This is a genomic window from Acinetobacter sp. WCHA55, from assembly GCF_002165305.2.
Classification (GTDB): domain Bacteria; phylum Pseudomonadota; class Gammaproteobacteria; order Pseudomonadales; family Moraxellaceae; genus Acinetobacter.
In genome coordinates, this window is sequence record NZ_CP032286.1 from 1,652,028 (window position 1) to 1,671,712 (window position 19,685).

A 19,685-nucleotide genomic window follows, 5' to 3' on the forward strand; every position below is an offset into this window, starting at 1 on the left:
AAAAAGGAGGTGTCTATGTGTCATGTCGTTGTCATTGGTGCTGGAATTACAGGCGTCACAACTGCATACGAACTCAGTCAAATTGGCTATCAAGTAACAGTTGTCGATCGTCATTTATTTCCAGCTATGGAAACTTCTTTTGCAAATGGTGGACAACTGTCTGCATGCAATGCCGAAGTTTGGAACCAAAAATCGACAGTGCTGAAAGGCATGAAATGGATGTCTCAAAAATCTGCCCCTTTATTGCTCAATCCTGCGTTTAGCGTGCATAAATATGCATGGCTGATGGAATTTCTGGGTAACATTAAACATTATGAGGCCAATACCCACGAAACAGTCCGCTTAGCTCTATTGGCTCGTCAACGCTTATTTGAAGTTGCTGAAAAAGAGTCAATTGACTTTAACTTAGAGAAGCGTGGCATTTTGCATTTTTATCATAATAAACAAGATTATGACGTTGCTATTCGCGTCAATGATATGTTGAATAAAGGTGGGCTTGAACGTTGCGGTGTAAGCAATGAAGAAATTAAGCAAATTGAGCCGACCCTGACTGGTGACTATTATGCAGGATTCTACTGTGAAGGTGATGCCACGGGTGATATTCATAAGTACACCACAGGTTTGGCTGAAGTCACCAAAAAGTTAGGTGTAAAATACCGTTTTGGGATGGATGTAACGGATATTCAGCATTTAAGTTCAGGTGTTGAACTGAAATTACAACCGAGTTCTGAAAATGTTGAATTGGCACCGAATGAGGTTGAGATTTTAGCTGCCGATACTGTTGTGGTTTGTGCTGGTGTAGGCAGTTACCAACTGGCAGAGTTAGTCCAAGAACGTGTCAATGTCTATCCAGTGAAGGGTTATTCGATTACCGTTATGTTGAATGACGAAGAGAGTCAGCAAAATGCGCCATGGGTAAGCTTGCTGGATGAAAGTGCCAAAATCGTCACTTCACGTTTAGGTAAAGACAGATTCCGTGTTGCGGGCACTGCTGAGTTTAATGGTTATAATCGTGATATCCGTGCAGATCGGATTCAACCTCTTGTGGACTGGACCAATCGCAACTTTAAAGTTTCGACAGAGCACGCTGTTCCTTGGGCGGGTCTTCGCCCTATGATGCCGAATATGATGCCTGTAGTGCGCCGTGGAAAGCTAGAACGTGTGTTCTTCAATACAGGACATGGGCATTTAGGCTGGACGCTATCTGCGGCGACAGCAGCCATGATTAGCCAAGAGGTTGCCACAGCTTATCCTGTTTAATTGGGTGTAACCTTGGATAAATAAAAACAAGCTTGCTTCGAGCTTGTTTTTATTATTTTTGTTCAATGATGTTATAATTCTGCCTTAATTTCAAAAGATTGCTCACAAACGAATACTTTAAACTTGAGCAAAAATAAGTAGTATTGTTTCACGCAATTGATGACTAATGTGAAGGTGCATAATGATTAACATGAAAATGGCTTTGGTGGTTTTAGCTTCTGCAACAATGCTGTCGCTTGCAGCGTGTAGTGACAAAAAACAAGAGACTGAACAAGCGTCAGTGGAAAGCTCAGCAACTGAAACACCAGTGACCAATATAGAAGTTAGCCCAGAGATGATTGATGCTGCACCTTTAGAGTCTGAAGAAGCAGGTGCATCAGCACCAGCGGCAGCGTCTGAAGCGAAATAAGTTCAAAAATGATAAAAGCCTCCCGATGTGGAGGCTTTTTTTATGGATGAGAGTGATATCCGCATTTAAACGTAAATATTTAGAGTTATGATATAAATCAAAAAATTATATTGAAACCATAACGAACAATCGATAGAGTTTATTTAGTAAATATTGTCAATTTGTGATGTTTTCATCAATGTATCCATTGCAAGTAAAGAGACAGTAGAAAACATGATGTTTAATTATAACTCATGTAAAAATGAGGGAATATTTTGTACGTAGTTAAGCTTACAGAAGTATCGTTGGATTTTAAACAGCATGGCCGAGCATGTTTGATTGTTGCTGCTGTAATTTTTGTCTGTTGCTTGCTTGGGATATTCACTCGACCGATTGCATATTTTGCTTATTTTTGGCCAGCTAATGCAGTACTGATCGGCTTATTTTTACGGTTTAAGCCACTCAGAAATGTCGGTGGTTGGTTGGGCGCTTTTATTGGTTATATGTCGGCAGACTTAGTCACAGGGAATCATTTTGAGCTGACTTTAGCTTTAACAATCGCCAATTTTATGACGGTAGGCGTGTCTTTGTTTTTTATCCATTATTTACAAATTGACTATCGTGCATATAACAAAGGTTTAAATTTTCTTTATCTTTTCTTGGTTTGTGTTTTCCTTGGGTGTTTTTCCAGTGCGATCTTTGCCGTTGCTATCGTTCCGTATATGCCACATACCTTTATGAGCACGCAAGACCTTTGGGCTGATTTTTATATTTGGTGGACGGGGGAAGTTCTAAATTGTATTTCACTTTTGCCCCTCATGTTGACCTTTCCTGCAGCGAAGAAATTAAAGTATCTTTGGACTAACCGTAGACAATGTGAAACCCAGTTTGTCGATGTTTTACCTTTACTCTCAGTTTTAATTTCTGTGGCATGCACTCATCTTTTCTTTGGTCCAGGCGCCTTACTTTTCCCTTTAGCTGGGCTGATTTGGGCGGCTTTGAGTTATAACTTATTTTATGTGAGTATCATTAACAGTTTGGTTTGTTTTGTGACATATCATAGTTTAACGACCTATTATATTTCACGTACAGCAGATAATTTCTTGGCTACTTCTATTTCGGTTCGTATAGGGCTGTGCATGTTGATGATTGCACCTTTACTTTTATGTATTGTGAGCCGTAATCGTCATGACCTATATAAAGAGGTGCTTTATCTGGCCAACCACGATCCCTTAACTAAAGTGGGAAATCGCCGTTTTTTCTTTACCCAAACTGAAAATTTTTTGAAGGAAAATCTGGTTAAGTCGATGACCATTATTGTATTGGATATTGATCATTTCAAGAAAATGAATGATCAATATGGCCACTATATTGGTGATGTATTGCTGCAAAGCTTTGCCACGACGGTAAAACGTAATTTACGTGAGCAGGATTTATTTGCACGTATGGGGGGGGAAGAATTTGTGGTGGTGTTAAATAATATTTCCGAGATTGAATCGCAAATCATCGCAGAACGTATTTGCCGTGCTGTCGCTAATTCAAAAACTCAAGTGGCACATGCTGTTTTGAGTATGACTGTGAGCCTTGGTGTGGTGCATCAAATTTTACCAACGCAACATAGCTTACAGAGCTTATTAAATCGTGCCGATCGGGCGTTATATGAGGCCAAAACTTTAGGACGCAATCAAGTACAACTTGCCTCATAAGTTAAAATTTAGTAAAAGTATAAAACAATAAAAACTATAGATACTTGGATAAAAATGAATTTTTCTGAATACCTTCGTTATGATGGGCTGGGTTTAGCTGAGTTGGTTGCACAAAAACAAATCCATCCCGCTGAATTATTACAAATTGCAATTGAGCGTAGTCAGCAAACCAATCCTGCTTTAAATGCGATTATTATTCCAATGCATGATTACGCCAAGAACAGAGCACAAAATGCATTGTCTGGCCCATTTGCAGGGGTGCCTTTTTTAGTAAAAGATTTATTTCAAGAATATGCTGGTTATCCAACATCTTATGGATGCCAAGCATTTAAACGCACAGGTCATATTGCAGAGCATAATGCAGAAATTGTAAACCGTTGGGAAAACACAGGCATTTTAACCTTTGGACGTACTAATACGCCTGAGTTTGGTATCAAAGGCATTACAGAATCAGACGCTTGGGGAGCTTGTCATAATCCTTGGAATTTAAAACATAACAGTGGGGGTTCATCGGGTGGTTCTGCTTCTGCGGTGGCGGCAGGAATTGTCCCGATTGCGGGTGCGGGCGACGGCGGCGGTTCGATTCGAATTCCTGCATCGTATTGCGGTTTATTTGGTTTAAAACCAAGTCGTGGACGTACGCCGTGGGGCCCAGATATGAGTGAAGCAATGCATGGGGCTGCGATACAGCATGTATTGAGTAAAAGTGTAAGAGACAGTGCAGCCATGCTAGATGCAACGCAGGGTGCAGAGCATAGCTCATTATTTAAAATACAGCTACCTAGCCAAAGCTATTTGGCCTGCCTACAGCAGCCAGTAAAAAAACTTAAAATTGCATTTAGTACTCAGTCGCCTATCGGAACCACAGTGTCTAAAGATGCAATTGATGCTGTACACCATACTGCACGTTTGTTGGAGTCTTTAGGGCATACAGTGGTTGAAGCACAACCTGAGATAGATGGTATGTCTTTGGCCAGAGACTTTATCACGACGTGGTTTAGTCAATTTTCTTATATGTTAGAGCAGATCAAACAACAAGTTCCAACCACAGCGGGAGATTTTGAGCTGGATTCTTTAGCTTTAGCTGCCTTTGGTGCGAAAACGACTGCGTTAGAATACATTCATAACCTGAATAATTGGGGCGTGTATGTCACCAAAATGAACCAATTCTTTGATCATTATGATCTTTACCTAACACCTGCTACAGCTTCAGTCGCACCGAAAAATGGGCAAATTTCTACTCCATCATGGCAAAAACCAATTTTAAAAAGCTTACTAAAAGTCGGTAAAGCGCACCTGTTGGCGCAAGGAAAACTGGTTGATAAAATTGTGAAAGACAATTTGCGTTGGGTGCCTTTTACTCAGTTAGCTAACATCACAGGTTTACCCGCGATGTCTGTACCTTTGTATTGGAATGCTGACAATCTTCCGCTGGGTTCGCAGTTTATTGCGCCTTTTGCCCGTGAAGATCGGCTCTTACAGTTGGCTCGTCAGCTTGAACAGGCCCAGCCATGGTTTCATAAATATAATGAAATCAAAGTTTAGAAACTAAATGAATGAAACTGCTGCAATTTATGTGTAAAGATCAGAAGAGAAGCTTTTAAGCTTGAACTTCTTTGGGTAAGTACCGAACAAAACCCAAACCAAGTAGCACAGCACAGCCTGCCAGAATAAAAATATGTTCGCCTGACAGGCTGTGCCAATAATGTCCTGCAAGAATACTTCCAGACGCTACACCCAGTCCCCACATGGTGCTATACAGGGCTTGACCGCGTCCTTGTTGTCCTAAACTAAAGTTTTGGAAAATGATACGCATGGCGATAAGATGAAATAAACCAAAGCTGAAGGCATGGATGGTTTGTGCGAAGAACTGGATCGCGAAAATTTGTGGAAAAGAACCGACCATAAACCAGCGTAGCGCCGTGAGGATCAGACAAACAGACACCATGAGTCGCCATGAAAAACGTTTGAAAAAAATGTGAGCAATGGCAAACATAATTATTTCTGCTGTGACACCGACAGCCCACAAAAAACCAATTTCTGTTGTTGAGTAACCAGCTTGTTTTAAGAAGTTACTATAGAAACTATAAAAGGGCGCATGTGAAAAAAGCAGAATAAACTCGATACCGAAAAATGCAGCGACAATGGGTTTTTTCAAAATTGGTAACAATGGCTCGAGCTGCTCTTGTGAATGGGGTGCAGTGGTCGGTTCTTTGATGCTAAATGACCAAATAAAGGCCAAAAAAGAAATACACAGCAATAAAACTGGCAGCATAGAGATGGGTAAAATTTCTAATAAGCTTCCGATACCAAAAACCCCGACAATAAAACCGACAGAGCCCCACTTTCGAACTTTTCCATACAAAGCACTGCGCTGTTCCGCGAGCCAAAATAGGGTAACACCTTCAAACTGAGCCAGAATGGCATTTTGGAAGAAGCTAAAGATCAGCATGAGCAAAGCGATCGCCTGAAAGGAGTTTGGAATGATAAAAATCATGAACCAAATACAGGCTTCCATCCACGTTGCGACTCTCACCAAGAGCATTCGTTTCCCTGATTTATCTGCAATCCACCCCCAAATAAAAGGAGCAAAAAAACGGGTAATGATCGCAATTGAGGAAAGGATACCTATTTCACTGTAGTTAAAGCCTTGATCTTCGAGATACAGGCTCCAAAACGGCATAAAGGTGCCCACAATGGAATAATAGAAAAAGTAAAAGCCAGCCAGTCGGTGCCGAATGGGGAAAGAAAGCATCGTACTGTATTCCTTGGTTGGGTGGGCAAATTCTGAAGAAGATCTGAACCTAAAACAAAGCTTCAAGTCGATGAAGCTTTGAGAATTGTAAAAATGAATGGTTTAATCATGCTTATTCAACGCTCAGGTATTAAGGTCAATTAGCCTTTGACTAAACCACCATCTACAATCAAGTTTTGACCTGTCACAGCACAAGAGTATGGCGATAAGAACATTAAAATGGCTGTGGCAAACTCCTTAGGTGTAACTACACGACGCAGTGGCGTAGCACTCGCGATGTAATCAAAAACTTCATTGGGGGTACTTTTGCTGGCATCGGTGGTTTGCAGTAGACCGCCAGAGAGCATATTGATATTAATACCGTATTGGCCAAGTTCATGTGCAGAGGTACGCGTAAATGCCAATAGTGCAGCCTTCGCCGTGGTGTAGTCATGATAAGGCACCACAGGGTTCTGCACCAGATTGGTTCCGATGTTTACAATGCGCCCAAACTGGTTTTGTTTCATACCTTCAAGCGCCGCTTGGGTAGTATTTAATGCGGCTTTAACTGCACCTTCAAATTGTTGTTGCATGGTTTCCCAGCGTAGCTCATGAACTTTTGGGCGGGCCTCACCATTAAACTCGAACTGAATGAGCGCATTATTAATCACGGCGTTGATATGCTGTCCAAAATGCTGAAAGCTTGCGTCAAACATACATTTGACTTGAGCATTGTCCGTAACATCAGCTTGGTAGATAAAAACCTGCTCGGGATACTGCTGAACTAGGGTTTGGGCTGCAACTTGGCTATTGAAATAGTTCACAACTACACGAGCGCCCTCATTGATTAAGGCATGTGTAATCGCAAGACCTAAACCACGTGCGCCACCTGTGACCAGTACAACTTGATTCTTAATGTGCATGATATTTCCGAGCAGATAAATGCATGTATTCTTAGATAAAGTAAGTATATCAAAACCCTTCCATGCGCTAGGCCTTAAAACTGCTGCTTTTCAAGTCTTTCGATGCTCATTTGGCAGGGTTAGAGTATTCAAATAAAAATCTCCAAGTAGTAAACATTTTTAGTACTGTTGATTATTGAGCCTGAGTTTGTTCAAGATGTAGCCTCAAAATACGGCGCAACTCTAATAATGTTTCTGCTTCCTCATGCACAGAATGATTGCCTTTAATGATTTTTTCTGAGACTGCCTGTTCTAGATGTGAACTTGAATACGGCACAATACCATCGCTGATGCCATGTGTGTCATGGGTCTGACGGTGATTGCCAATAATAGAATGATAAGGAACTGTGGATACAGGCATGATGTTACTAGTCAAAGCCATAAAGCGCGACTTTGGACTTAAGTCGTCTGGGCCTGATTGCACCATGCCTTTGGTACTTGAGCTACCATTGAGCTGTATATCCACTTGGTTAAAGAAAGTAATCGGCAACTTCACCATTTTCTTCACCAACTCCATGTACCAGCGGTCAGACAGTTCACTGCCACGGTGAGGTGTGGCAATAAAAATTGCACGTCCAATGGGTAAATCAGGGTGAAATTGAAAACGTTCTTTGATTACGGGGTATTGTTGTAATCGGGTGTATTGCTCATAGTTTAACAGTGGAATCACTTGCTCAGAAATATCGTGTTCACTAATCAGTAAGCGACTAATGATGCCCCCCATACTATGTCCAATCAGCACGGCGTCACTGGCCGAGCGAGAATTAGGTTGAACTTGTGCAAAGGCTTGTTTAAGTAGTGCATGAATCTGATAGCGGCTTTCAACAATCGGCATATTGGTTGAATAGAACACTTGCCATACCTGAAAGTGTTCTCGTAAAACTTTATCCCCCAAAATATTATTGGTCAGATTGACCCAAGTTTCAGGGCTACTGGCGAGACCATGAATAAGTACAATCACTTTTTTATTCGGTTGGTAAGGTTCGAGCATGTAGACGTGTGGCATACGCAATAGCTCAGTTTTATCGAGCAAGGTTAGGTAGCCCGTAGAGCCTAGTTTATTTTCTGCCAGCCAGTAGGCAAAAGGCACAGAATAATTCGCTGTGAGAATGTATTTTTGTTGATGAATGTCTACATACTTTTGCGTATAAGGATTAAATAGCTCAATCTCAAAAATGGCTTTGCCATTAAGCACATCTTCAATGCTGCTTTCAGAGTTTAATGGCTGTGCCGTTGCGGTTACGGACAAATAGTGTGCAGGATGGATATTGGGATTGGTTTGATTTTGATAAAACGATATCGGGTCAAGGATAAAATCATTTTTATGAATAGGATCTGCTTCAGTCACAACCACAAACTCTGCGCCCAGACCGTCTTGACGGTTGACTTGATAAAATCCTGAGAAATTTAAGTTATAACTGGATTGGACTCGGTCAATAGTTTTACTTTTCAGTTCGGGATAGTGTTCTAAATTTACAATATATTGACGCTGTTGGACGTTGAGTTGAGTGGGAACTTGATGAAAAGGCTGCGTACGGTACGCCGTGGTAATTAAACGTGACAAAGCAACATTGTAAAAAGTGCGGACATGCATTTGTCTTTGATCAAAAACCCGGGTACTTGGGCTTTCTCGCATTTTAAATAAATACACATAGCTATAGCGTAAACTCTGGTCGAAGGCCTCAAGGCTCTGTTCTAAACAGTGATTATTTTCACTATGTGGCTGCGCGTGGGTACAGTTGCGTTGTTTTGAGAGCTCTAAAGCTTGAGCCAAATACAGTTCACTTAAAGCGGCATAGCGTTCATCTGCAGAAATATCCGTTTGTGTGTTTAAGCGTTGCAAACATGTTTCAAATTCAGCGGTGCATTGCTGTGGCGTCAGGCTGAGTAGTTTGAGTAAACTGGTGGTTTCCGCACTCAATTGGTCGTGGGTTAAGATATTTTCAGACTTGCTCCGAATAGCTTGATGGATGTTATTTTCTTTGACTTTGACCAACTGGCAGGCCGGCAATAAAACAATCGTTAGCCCTAAAATGATGAGTCGCGTGAAAGCATGATGTCTCGTTAAAAGCATAGTTTTTAGCACGGACGTTATCTATTTAGGCTAAAGATGTCTTTCATTTTAAGATAATTTTTACTGAGTTACATCCAGATTCGGTCTGATCTTTTGCGTCCTTCTATATAGCCTAAAATGCCCATATTCAATCTAAGCGATTTGGCGAGCAAAGGCTTTGCCCAAAACATGTTTATGTATAAATCGTAATTTATCGAGTACTGGCTCTGATAGTGTAAACGGATAAGCATCTTCTAAACCCATACTGCGATTTAACGCATTTAAGTTAAAAGTCAGTGTCATCCATTGTTTGAGAAGTAAATCAAAATCTTGAGCACCGATTGGATTTTCATAAAAGGTTAAGTCATGCGTATCTTTTCGATTATTACGCACGATTAAACCTGCATAGTATGCAGTTTCCAACGTGTCCATCATGTGTAAATAGTGTGCCCATGTTTCCGCCCAGTCTTCCCAAGGATGTGTGCTGGCATAAGAGCTCACATAAAACTTGTCCCAGTTTTGTGGCGCACCATCTTCGTAGTGGCGTTGTAGTGCTAGGCTATAATCTTGACGCTCATCTCCAAAATACTGACGGAATTCGTCTACTAACTCAGGATGTAGCGATTTAATGAGGTCAAAATAATAATGCCCACTTTCATGGCGGAAATGACCCAAAAGAGTACGGTAGTTTTCACCCATTTTTATACGGGTCGTTTCCCTATAGATGACATCGGCTTCACTGGCATTGAGTGTGATGACGCCATTAGCATGTCCAGTCAACACAGGATGCTCTGGTTCAGGCATGAGAAAATTAAAACGTAGCCCATAGCGATCATCATCGCTATATTTGGGCCTTGGCATAATATTCAGGCGTTGCATCAAATACAGAAAGCGCCGTTTAGCATGCTCAAGTCGTGACCAATAGACGATATGATCTGGGTTATCGAGAGTAGGGATGGTATATGTGAGTACACAAGACTCACAGTAGATGTTGTTGCTCTCTGCGGGAATAACCCAATTACAGACTTGATGATGCTGATAGTTATAACAAGGCTTATAGCGCTTCGTCTGGTATTTTTCATTTAGCGCTAACCAAAGAACTGGGCTGTGCTGTTCAAAGCTCCCCATATCTTTTTCCGATGCAATATAACCGAGTGTAGTTTGGCAGCTCACACATTGCGAGTTGGCAAAAAAGACTTGGTTTTGACAGGATGCGCAACTAAAGAATTTCATCGGCGGCTATGTCTTTGGTGAGCTTTTAGAAGCAGTATAAAGGATGTCGGTTCCCTTCGTCATGTTCTGTCATCTGTTTTGATAGGCTTGCGAAGTTGAGTATTTATTTGCATATCATTTGAAAAATTTTTAGTCGTTTGTTTGATATACAGATATAAGTGCGGTAGTGCTTGCCTAGAGTGCATATTAGAAAGCAATACATGTGCTTGATCAGCAGCGAGCTTTTCAGTGGATTCTTTTCTTTCATATTTGTATAAACAGGTATAAATTTTAAAATTTATAACCTGAATGAACGAAAAAGCTTGATTTAGGTACAGATTCGTCAAAAATAGGGACTGGGAAAAATCAAATCTTCATTTTAGAATTTCAAAGCCTTTTAAGTTTCTGGGAGTAAATATAATGATAACCAACGTATCGCCAAGAAAATTGCTACTCATGAGTTTGGGGGCTATGTTGCTTTCAGGTTGTGCGACAACCTCTACAGACCCAAGTCGTCAAAATGTGGGGACCACAGGTTTACTTATCTGTGCGCAGAATGAGCTTTGTCCAGTGGTCACTGTGAGCTGGAATGAATCCAACAAAGAACTGCTTAAGTTAAAAATGCATTTGAGCAGTACGTACAATAAATACGACATTCAAAAGGTCGTGTTTACAAATGGGCAAAAAAGCCAAACTTTTGCTGTCACTGGACCAACCGAGCATGATCATGTGTTAGGCACCAACCGTTCGACCAACTATATTTTAGCGCCTGTAAATTTAATGAGTAGCTTAAAAGGTACAAATTCGATCAAAATGAATATTTATACAGATCAGGGTATTATCTCTCGATATGTGTATAAAGATGGGGGCTCAGCTCCAATTTTGGGTGAGTTCCAAAAAGTTTATCAATAAAAGAAAAATCGCCAAATGGCGATTTTTTTTGCGTATAAGTCAGAGAAAACTAAAAATTGCGAGGACATAAGATTTCACTTCCAAAAGGTATTTTTCTTATCGGGAAGTAAACACCTAGCTCTTTTACAGATGAAAACTCAAGCTGAATAGCCCACAATGCACTCTGATGTATCAATTTTAAAAACATAAATACACTTTGCACAAAAAATAAACTTTTTAATGTGTTGTTGCTGTCAATCTAATCAAAAAAATTGGCATGTATTCTGCTTAGTTCTAGGTATTACAAAAACCTTTTTTGGTAATACCGAAAGGAGCAGAAAATGTCTAAACAATTCAAAGGCGAGTTAAATGCATTCTTCACTGTATTTAAACAGTTCGTGGTCGCCATCTTAAGTGCTAGAGCGGGCGTTTATATCAAGCAAGATCCACCCAAAAAAGGATAAGCGTGTGCCGAAACATAAATTGGCACGGATCAGCATCACTGTGCCTGAATTAACTGTCGATGCATTGGATCAAAAAATTGTTGATCAGCACTATGAAAGCCGTTCTCAAGCCATTGTCGACATGATTAATAAACATTTGATTGCGGATCAGGAGCAACGTAACGCCGTGATGGTGGGGACATTTACCTTGCTCTATGATGCCAGTGTCACGCCACTTAGAGTTCAATTGCTGGACTTACAGCAACAGTTTTTAGAACAAGTGGTCAGCTCACTGCATATTCAGTTAGATGAGCAAAAAATTCTAGAAGTGATGATTTTGCAGGGTTTAAGTGCTGAATTGAAAGCATTAAGCCAACAATTCATTGCTTTGAAAGGTGTGATCAAAGGGCATTTGGAGCTGATGGATGCAGTGATGCCACCGATACCACAAAACGAAGAACAGCGAGCATTGAAATCGTGACTATGTTCACCGTCCTCAATGGCTCACTCCATACATAGCAAGTTTAAACATTTACAGCATCGGGAAAATTGCATCATGATTAAAAAAGCGTTTTTATCAGTCTCTATTGTTTCGACTATTTTATTGGCAGGTTGTGATAATACCGCCAAAATTCCTGAAACAAAAAACAGTGCATCTGAGAGCACAGCCACCAAAACCATAACGATTGGCTATAGTGATTGGCCGGGTTTTGTTGCATGGCAGGTGGCAATTGAAAAAGGTTGGCTCAAAGAAGCGGGACTGAATGTTGAATTTAAATGGTTTGATTATTCATCATCGCTTTCTGCTTTTGCAGCCAATCAGTTAGATGCGGTGCTGGTGACCAATGGGGATAATTTAGTCACAGCTTCTGGGGGCACTCAAGGCGTCATGATTATGGCGACGGACTACTCTGCAGGTAATGACGTAATTATCGCAAAAGATGGAATTAATAGCATTGCCGATTTAAAAGGCAAAAGTATTGCAACTGAAAAAGGCTTGGTTGACCATCTATTGCTAAGTACAGCACTAACAGATGCAAAAATTAAAACCAGTGATATTAAGTTGGTCAACTCCATGACCAATGAGCTTCCACAAGTTTTTGCCAGTTCAGATATTGCTGCAATTGCGGTCTGGCAACCTGTAGCCAATCAAGCATTGAAGTCTGTTGCAGGGTCTAAAATTATTTATAGTTCTAAAGATAAGCCAGGTTTAATTTATGACACGTTGACCGTGAATATGAGCCATCTTTCTGCCAATAAAGATGATTGGAAAAAGATGATCCAAGTGTGGGATAAAACGGTCAAATATATTAATGACCCTGCAACACATGACGACGCCGTGAAAATTATGTCTAACCGTGTTGGCGTCGATCCGAAGCAGTATGAACAATTTATTGGCGGGACGCATTTACTCGATTTGGCAGCCAATAAAACTGTCTTTGAGAAAGGTTCAGGTTTTGACTCGATTTATGGCTCAAGCTATCACGTAAACAAATTCAACGTAGAAAATGGCATTTATAAAACAGAAATGGATGTTGATGGCGCAATTTACCCAGCTTTAGTTGAAGAGTTAAAGTAAGACTTCATAGAAATTAAAAGCCCAAGTTAACTTGGGCTTTTTTTTGTATGAGTGTGTTTAAAAAGCAAAGAAAGATCTAATGTTAAATAAAGAGTAGATTTTAAGGCATGTATTTATAAATGCGTACTTTTAGAAAACACATGAATAATCACGATGCCGATAATCATAAAACTTAAGCCAACAACCGCCGCAAAGTCGAGCTGCTGTTTAAAGTAAATCCAACCGACTGTTGAAATAAGAATAATGCCCGCACCTGACCACAGTGCGTAAGCTAGCCCCATAGGGATGGATTTAAACGTTAGACCTAAGAAAAAGAGTGCAATTGCATAACCTATAATAGTTAAAACTACAGGTAAAGGTGCAGAGAAACCATTGGTCGCTTTTAATGCAGAAGTCGCGAGGACTTCTGCAATCACGGCGATCAATAAATAGAGAAAAGCCATAACTTATTAAAGCTCCCTTACGCAACTACAGTTGCATGATGCATGAGGTGATGTTGTTCTTGTTCCAGCCAATGCTGACTGTCCGCCGTTGTAGATGTTACATTTTGGAAAGTGTACTCAGGTTCATACACATCCACGACAAACTTCAACTGATATGCTTCGCCAGCGATCAATTTATGCTGTATGAGTGTTTCGGCATCAACGACTTCAAAACCATCTAGAATGAGTTGTTGTTGAGTCATTTGGGTGCAACTTGAATATTGAATGAGCTGATCCTGAGTTGAAATTGATACTTCATAGCTTTCAATTTGATTTAAGTCAGAAGAACTTTGCTCCACATAAGAAAGAACCCCTAATGCATCTACATTCTGTTGAATATGGGGTAAACGTGACTGTGCATATGCCATATGCTTGCCGCAGATGATGAGACCGCCATCGAGTAAAATGTCTTGCTGCGTCGAAACATGTACGGCGTTGACTAAGCGTAGTCCTAAAAATAAACCCGTACAGGCTTGTTGACGCCAGTCTTCCACATAGGCATTACTCGGAGAGAACTCCAAAATACAATTGCCAATGTTATGCAGGGTTGCTGGCTCAGGCCATTGGGTATGGTTCTGATAATTACTACTTAGCTCCCATGACAGTGAGGCTGTTTGTGTATTCCAATACGTATGACCGACCCATGCTTGACGCTCTACGATAGGTGTATCTGTCGCTGATTTGAGACGTAGGTCAATGGTGAAGCTCTTGGACTGAAACCAATACACAATCGTATTTTCATCAGTCAGTCCATTGTAGAAGCTAATACTCTTACGCCGAAATGCACCCATTAAATAGGTTGGCACACTGCCTGAGGTCGCTATGATGGGTTTTAGTTGATTTAATGTTTCGAATAAATTCATGGTGTGTACTCCATGTGTGATTCAGTCAGACCAAAAGAATAAAGCGGAACAGCATTCTTTAAGACCAACTCACCATTTGCTACACGTTGTTTTAAATAATGAAAGGTTTGAGCCGTTTGATTAAACAAATGTTCTCCGCCTGCCAGTGGCGCATATTTAGGGGGCTCATTTGTACTAATCGGTTGGATGACATAGTCATAGTCACACGAAAAAAATAAAGGGAAGGAGTAGCGTTCTTGTTGGACTTTTTTGACACGATGCTTAGTGGCCAAATATTTACCATTCGACAATATTTCCATCATGTCGCCAATGTTCATCACTAATGTATTTTCAAGCAGAGGAATATCAATCCATTCGCCTTGCTTCGTCAGGACTTGCAAACCGGGTGCTGTTGGCAGTAATAAAGTAAAGCACTCATAGTCGGTATGTGCCCCGATGCCTTCTGCATCTATCGCTTGAGAATTATATGGATAGTGAATGAGGCGTAGCTGACTAGGTGCATGTTGAATATGCACATCAAAAAAGTCTTCTTTTTGCTCTAAAGCCAGCGCAAAACAGCGAAACAGTTGATGACCAATTGCTTTTAAGTGCTGATAGTACTGTGAGACATGTCGTTTAAATGTTGGATCAGTTGGCCATTGCGTCGGGCCAAGTAAGGGATAATTTAATGCAGACCCTTGATAGTCATAATTCACATCATAAGATTCTTTTAAATCATAGCTGTTACTCGAAAACTGTTCTTCACCTATAGGCACATAGCCACTATGATTCACCGATTTGCCAATATAATTTTGCATTTTCAGTGCTTCATCTTGGGCAAAATAGAGCTTCGCGATGTCACATAACTGTGCAAATAATGCAGGTTGAAATTGATCACCTTTGAGGTAGAGAAAACCAACTTCTTTGCAGGCCCGATCAAGCGCTTGAGCAACTTGCATACGGTCATCTAGATGTGGGCTATTTAAAAGGCTTATATCCACCAGTGGAAGGGCATATTTATCTTGCATGGTAAAATCCTCGCGTTGGCCGTCCAACAGTGCATAAAACCTAAGGGCCGTCCCTCAGGCTAGATCAATGAGTTATTTGTGCGTACTGACTTGGGTCATACGTGGAATTTTGGGTAAATCCTCCAGTGCTGGGTCAACTTCTTCTTCTTGTGAATGTACTAAGAAATCGACTCGCTCTCGAAGTTGCTTAAAGGCAGGGCTAGACATTAGTTCAATGTTTCGTGGACGGGGTAAATCCACTTCAATAATTTCTTTAATTTCTCCAGGATTGGCTTTAAGCGCGACGATACGATCAGCCAGTAAAATAGCCTCATCCATATCATGGGTTACAAAAATGATAGTTATATCAATATTTTGCCATAAATCCATTAGATGTTTTTGCATTTTCTGACGGGTATGCGGGTCAAGCGCACCGAAAGGTTCATCCATCAGTAAAATTTTCGGTTCATTGACTAAAGCACGGGCAATTGCAACACGTTGCTTCATCCCGCCAGAGAGTTGATGTGGATATTGGTTTTCATATTTCTCTAAACCAATAATATTGATCCATTCTCGTGCAGCCGCTTCGGCAGAGGCATGACTTGCACCCTTCATGAGTGGACCAAACATCACATTTTCTTTAACCGATTTCCAAGGAAATAAGGTATAGCCTTGAAATACCATGCCTCGCTCTGGACTAGGCCCTGAAATGGACTGTCCATCTACTAGCAATTCACCAGAGCTATATGGGTCTAGACCCGCAACAACACGACTAAAGGTCGATTTTCCACAACCAGATGGCCCAATCACACAAATAAATTCCCGCTTATGAATTTTCAAATCGAGCTGATTTAAAATCGTGCGTGATTTTTTTCCATGCTGAAAAACTTGACTAAGTTGTTTAGCTTCTAAAATGACAGGACGTTGATAAATTTGATCAAAATACTGACGAGCATTGAACTCCGGCGTTCTTATATCTGTGGTTTTCATTATTTTGCTCCCGCTTTCCATTTAAAGAGAAGTTGTCCGAATTTCATTAAAATCACATCACAGACCAAGCCAATCACGCCAATAATCAAAATCGCAGCATAGACATTGTCAAAGTTCTGGTAGCGAGCTTGCTGGGTAATAAACCAAGTGATCCCTGTGGTGGTGCCAATCAGTTCAGAGACAATCAAGTAGGTCCAAGCCCAGCCTAGTAAAACGCGTAAATCTCGGTAAATATCGGGTAATGCCGCTGGAATGACCACATGAAACAGACTTTTTACTTTATTCGTCCCTAGGGTATAACCCGCTTCAATCAGTCCTCGGTCAACCATACGTGTGGTATTAGCAATAATCAGAATTTGCTGAAACAGCGTTCCAATCACGATGATGGCAATCTTTGGCGCATCATTAATGCCTAATATGGCAACAGCCAGTGCACCAAAGGCAGGCGCAGGTAGGTAGCGAAAGAACTCAACAAAAGGTTCAGTGAGCTGGGAAATTTTGTTGGAAAAACCACATAAAATCCCCAATGGAATACCAACGAGTGATGCTATAAAGAAAGCACTAAATACAATTTTGATACTGTGCCACAGGCTTTGATGTAACCATGGCGCATCAGCCTGTGCTGGAGCCGTCGTAAAAGATGTCACTAAAGCTTTCACCACCTCATGTGGGGCTGGTAAGTAGATTGGGTTAACCAGTTTACCTTGAGGAACAGCCAAGTCATGATCAACTGCATTTTGTGCTTCTGCATAGAACACACTTTTGTCTACACGGCTACCGACTTGTAAAAAAGAGACACTGCCAGAGTTTGTGATTTGTACCTGAGGATGCCAAATAAATGGTAAATAACTCACAGCACACCAAATGAGGATTGGTATTAAAAATGATCCAAAGCCCAGCAATACTTTGCTTTGAGGACTGAGTTCTCGCGCGACATAACCCATAGTTGCTTAGCCCCGATATTACTTTTTTTATAAAACGTAATACTGTTAAGCAAAATGAATGCCAAACTTGTAGTGGTATTGAGTGTTCGCATAAGTGCTAATTGTTTAAATAAAAAAAGCCTTTGGCTTAAATATGTTTTAAAATGCGCTATCGATAGATTGACGCTCAAAAGGGGCAGCATCACATGGCACAAAAGTCACAACAATCTGCACTGAATGAACTGATTGCAGAACAAAAACTACTGTGTGAAGAATTTGATTCGGCTTATGTTGAAGTAAAAGGTGATGATGTCGTTGCTGTTGCTGTGCAGACTTTAAATCAAGAACCCATTGTAGGTTTACGTAAAAAACCAGAAACTGAAGAGAATGTCGCTTGGTTTATTTACGGTGGTGAATTGGGTGAAGGACAAGACTTTTTCACAACCATGACTGTACGTGAGCTACAAGATATCTTACCCGATGTACTTCCATATTTGGCTTTAAGTGAAGGTTATCGCTTTATGATTGATGGCGATGACTATGAAGACGTATGGAAAGAAGGCGATGAGTCTTAAGACATGAAAAAACAGACATGGACGTTGCTTTGCCTTTCGTTATTTTTATCAACCCTGAGTTATGCAGAAACAACGAAGTTAACTCAGGCGCAGTATGATCAGAAGATGGCAGAATATACCGCAACGGTGAATTCAACCAAAACCGTTTTAGATGCAAAGGATAATCCAGCGACAGCAACAGAAATGAAAACTGCATTTTGTCAGCGTATGGATGCATATCATCAAATTGCTGCGCTTTCCAAGGCCAATATTGAATTAAGTACCGCTTCAGTGATGCTGATGGTGGCCAACCGTTATCTTGATCAGCAAGAAAAAAGCTTGACTGATGCTGGTATGAATGAAAGTGCCTTCTGCCCAACGGCGAAAGCTTTAAATGTTGAAGATACGAAATGAGTAAACAGTAAAGTAACCGAATAATACAGCATGAAATGAGTGTAGATATTAAGATCTAACTTATTGTTTCAGGATGCTGTATAAATAGACAAAGTCCTCGATTGTGTTAAGATAAATAAAAATCAACCATCATTTGAGTAGGAGTTGGTGTATGGCAGCTTATACCGACATTAAAGTAGGCAAATATGAGGATGATATGATTCCTAAGCTTGCCATTCATGCTTTTCATGATGCTTTTCAAAAAGCAACTACGCGTTCGTCTGTGGTTTATGCAAAAGCTGAACAGTTGGTTGAACGCGATATTCATGGTAATGAAACTGTTTTACAGGACTTAAGTAATGCTTATGTCGATGTAGGCATTTTACCGACTTTGACACGTAAAAAGAAACACGCGACCGTATAGATTGATATGCCACCTCGACAACCTAGAATAAGAATGTTTGCAGGGCCGAATGGTTCTGGTAAAAGCACTGTTAAAGATTACCTTTTGCCCCAACATATTGGGGCATATTTAAATGCAGATGAACTGGAACAAAACTTAAGACAAACCCAACGCCTTGATTTATTGCCCTATCATCCTTCCTTAAAAACTTCAGAGTTAGTCACTTTTTTAAAAAGTAAGAAACGTCCTCAAGCAGGGCAGTTTGTGCCTTTGCTTGCACATGATCCTATTACGCTGGATGAATGGAAGATCGAGTTTAAAACTGAAGAAATTGATTCTTATCTCTGTGCACGCATTATTGATTATATCCGGCTTGAGTTTCTGCGCTTAAAAGTCAGTTTTACTTTTGAGACGGTGATGTCGCATATCTCCAAAGTTGAGTTTCTCCGAGAAGCGAAACGTCAGGGTTATAAAACCTATCTATATTATGTCTCAACAGTAGACCCACAAATCAATATTGCTCGGGTTAAGTATCGTGTCAGTGTGGGCGGCCATCCTGTTCCAGAGCAGAAAATTATCGAGCGTTATTACAGAAGTATGGATCTGCTCATGCAAGCCATAGAGTGTTGCGATCGTGCTTACTTGTTTGATAACTCTTCTGACGGTATACAAGCGTCTTTTCTTGCTGAAATTGAAGTCGCTGAAACCTTAAAGATGAATGCCGCCGTGTCTAAGCTCCCAAGATGGTTTGCAGAACGGGTATTATCAGAATTTCAATAAACTGCTCAGAAAAGGAGTAGATTATTTTATCTTTTTTCATGTGTCTGCCTGTATAAAAACATATTCAAACGCCGTGAATGTGT

General features: G+C 40.6%; 21 protein-coding genes. 12 read left to right on the forward strand and 9 right to left on the reverse strand.

Annotation, left to right across the window (positions count from 1 at the left end; all coding sequences use genetic code 11):
- Positions 1–15 precede the first annotated feature (15 nt).
- From CDG62_RS10880 to CDG62_RS10895, 4 genes are all read left to right on the forward strand, one after another.
- Positions 16–1,260 (forward strand): D-amino acid dehydrogenase, encoded by a 1,245-nt coding sequence (locus CDG62_RS10880; RefSeq protein ID WP_087527431.1) that lies wholly within the window; start codon positions 16–18, stop codon positions 1,258–1,260.
- Positions 1,261–1,441: 181 nt separating this feature from the next.
- On the forward strand, positions 1,442–1,669 hold the full coding sequence (locus CDG62_RS10885) for a hypothetical protein (protein ID WP_087527432.1): 228 nt from the start codon (positions 1,442–1,444) through the stop codon (positions 1,667–1,669).
- 254 nt (positions 1,670–1,923) lie between these two features.
- On the forward strand, positions 1,924–3,354 hold the full coding sequence (locus CDG62_RS10890; RefSeq protein ID WP_087527433.1) for a sensor domain-containing diguanylate cyclase: 1,431 nt from the start codon (positions 1,924–1,926) through the stop codon (positions 3,352–3,354).
- Positions 3,355–3,408: 54 nt separating this feature from the next.
- Positions 3,409–4,899, forward strand: a complete 1,491-nt coding sequence (locus CDG62_RS10895) for an amidase (protein WP_087527434.1) — start codon at positions 3,409–3,411, stop codon at positions 4,897–4,899.
- A gap of 55 nt (positions 4,900–4,954) precedes the next feature.
- Here the strand turns inward: CDG62_RS10895 and CDG62_RS10900 are convergent, their stop codons facing one another.
- The 4 genes from CDG62_RS10900 to CDG62_RS10915 all read right to left on the reverse strand — a co-directional run bounded on the left by CDG62_RS10900 (position 4,955) and on the right by CDG62_RS10915 (position 10,336).
- Entirely contained in the window at positions 4,955–6,109 is a 1,155-nt protein-coding gene (locus CDG62_RS10900) for an MFS transporter (protein ID WP_087527435.1), read from the reverse strand.
- A gap of 140 nt (positions 6,110–6,249) precedes the next feature.
- Complete coding sequence (locus CDG62_RS10905; protein ID WP_087527436.1) at positions 6,250–7,011, reverse strand: 3-oxoacyl-ACP reductase; 762 nt, start codon at positions 7,009–7,011, stop codon at positions 6,250–6,252.
- Between the two features lie 172 nt (positions 7,012–7,183).
- A complete protein-coding gene (locus CDG62_RS10910; protein WP_087527437.1) occupies positions 7,184–9,124 on the reverse strand; it encodes an esterase/lipase family protein in 1,941 nt (646 codons plus the stop codon).
- Between the two features lie 132 nt (positions 9,125–9,256).
- Entirely contained in the window at positions 9,257–10,336 is a 1,080-nt protein-coding gene (locus tag CDG62_RS10915) for a zinc-binding metallopeptidase family protein (RefSeq protein WP_087527438.1), read from the reverse strand.
- A 399-nt stretch (positions 10,337–10,735) separates the two neighbouring features.
- Between CDG62_RS10915 and CDG62_RS10920 the strand changes: the two genes are divergently transcribed.
- From CDG62_RS10920 to CDG62_RS10930, 4 genes are all read left to right on the forward strand, one after another.
- Positions 10,736–11,227 (forward strand): hypothetical protein, encoded by a 492-nt coding sequence (locus CDG62_RS10920; protein WP_087527439.1) that lies wholly within the window; start codon positions 10,736–10,738, stop codon positions 11,225–11,227.
- Positions 11,228–11,547: 320 nt separating this feature from the next.
- The gene (locus tag CDG62_RS19745) at positions 11,548–11,670 is read left to right on the forward strand and encodes a hypothetical protein (protein ID WP_265936535.1); all 123 of its coding nucleotides are present in this window, start codon (positions 11,548–11,550) and stop codon (positions 11,668–11,670) included.
- Between the two features lie 4 nt (positions 11,671–11,674).
- Entirely contained in the window at positions 11,675–12,130 is a 456-nt protein-coding gene (locus CDG62_RS10925) for a CopG family ribbon-helix-helix protein (RefSeq protein ID WP_087527440.1), read from the forward strand.
- A 75-nt stretch (positions 12,131–12,205) separates the two neighbouring features.
- Entirely contained in the window at positions 12,206–13,228 is a 1,023-nt protein-coding gene (locus CDG62_RS10930; protein ID WP_087527441.1) for an ABC transporter substrate-binding protein, read from the forward strand.
- Positions 13,229–13,341: 113 nt separating this feature from the next.
- On the opposite strand, the gene CDG62_RS10935 is transcribed toward CDG62_RS10930, so the two are convergent.
- The 5 genes from CDG62_RS10935 to CDG62_RS10955 form a co-directional block, all read right to left on the reverse strand.
- Positions 13,342–13,671: a DMT family transporter gene (locus CDG62_RS10935; RefSeq protein ID WP_087527442.1), complete on the reverse strand. Its 330-nt coding sequence runs from the start codon at positions 13,669–13,671 to the stop codon at positions 13,342–13,344.
- A 17-nt stretch (positions 13,672–13,688) separates the two neighbouring features.
- Complete coding sequence (locus CDG62_RS10940) at positions 13,689–14,573, reverse strand: hypothetical protein (protein ID WP_087527443.1); 885 nt, start codon at positions 14,571–14,573, stop codon at positions 13,689–13,691.
- A complete protein-coding gene (locus CDG62_RS10945) occupies positions 14,570–15,580 on the reverse strand; it encodes an isopenicillin N synthase family dioxygenase (protein ID WP_087527444.1) in 1,011 nt (336 codons plus the stop codon). The genes CDG62_RS10940 and CDG62_RS10945 overlap by 4 nt, the downstream gene beginning before the upstream one ends.
- Positions 15,581–15,652: 72 nt before the next feature.
- Positions 15,653–16,549 (reverse strand): ABC transporter ATP-binding protein, encoded by an 897-nt coding sequence (locus tag CDG62_RS10950; protein ID WP_087527445.1) that lies wholly within the window; start codon positions 16,547–16,549, stop codon positions 15,653–15,655.
- Positions 16,549–17,493 carry an ABC transporter permease gene (locus CDG62_RS10955; protein WP_087527446.1) on the reverse strand — a complete coding sequence of 315 codons (945 nt, stop codon included), beginning with the start codon at positions 17,491–17,493 and terminating at the stop codon, positions 16,549–16,551. The genes CDG62_RS10950 and CDG62_RS10955 overlap by 1 nt, the downstream gene beginning before the upstream one ends.
- A gap of 185 nt (positions 17,494–17,678) precedes the next feature.
- Here CDG62_RS10955 and CDG62_RS10960 point away from each other — a divergent pair, with 185 nt between their 5' ends.
- The 4 genes from CDG62_RS10960 (at position 17,679) to CDG62_RS10975 (ending at position 19,602) form a co-directional block, all read left to right on the forward strand.
- On the forward strand, positions 17,679–18,047 hold the full coding sequence (locus CDG62_RS10960; protein WP_004979554.1) for a hypothetical protein: 369 nt from the start codon (positions 17,679–17,681) through the stop codon (positions 18,045–18,047).
- A gap of 3 nt (positions 18,048–18,050) precedes the next feature.
- Entirely contained in the window at positions 18,051–18,440 is a 390-nt protein-coding gene (locus CDG62_RS10965) for a hypothetical protein (RefSeq protein ID WP_087527447.1), read from the forward strand.
- A gap of 151 nt (positions 18,441–18,591) precedes the next feature.
- Entirely contained in the window at positions 18,592–18,843 is a 252-nt protein-coding gene (locus CDG62_RS10970) for a hypothetical protein (protein WP_087527448.1), read from the forward strand.
- Between the two features lie 33 nt (positions 18,844–18,876).
- Positions 18,877–19,602, forward strand: a complete 726-nt coding sequence (locus CDG62_RS10975) for a zeta toxin (RefSeq protein ID WP_087527449.1) — start codon at positions 18,877–18,879, stop codon at positions 19,600–19,602.
- Positions 19,603–19,685 lie beyond the last annotated feature (83 nt).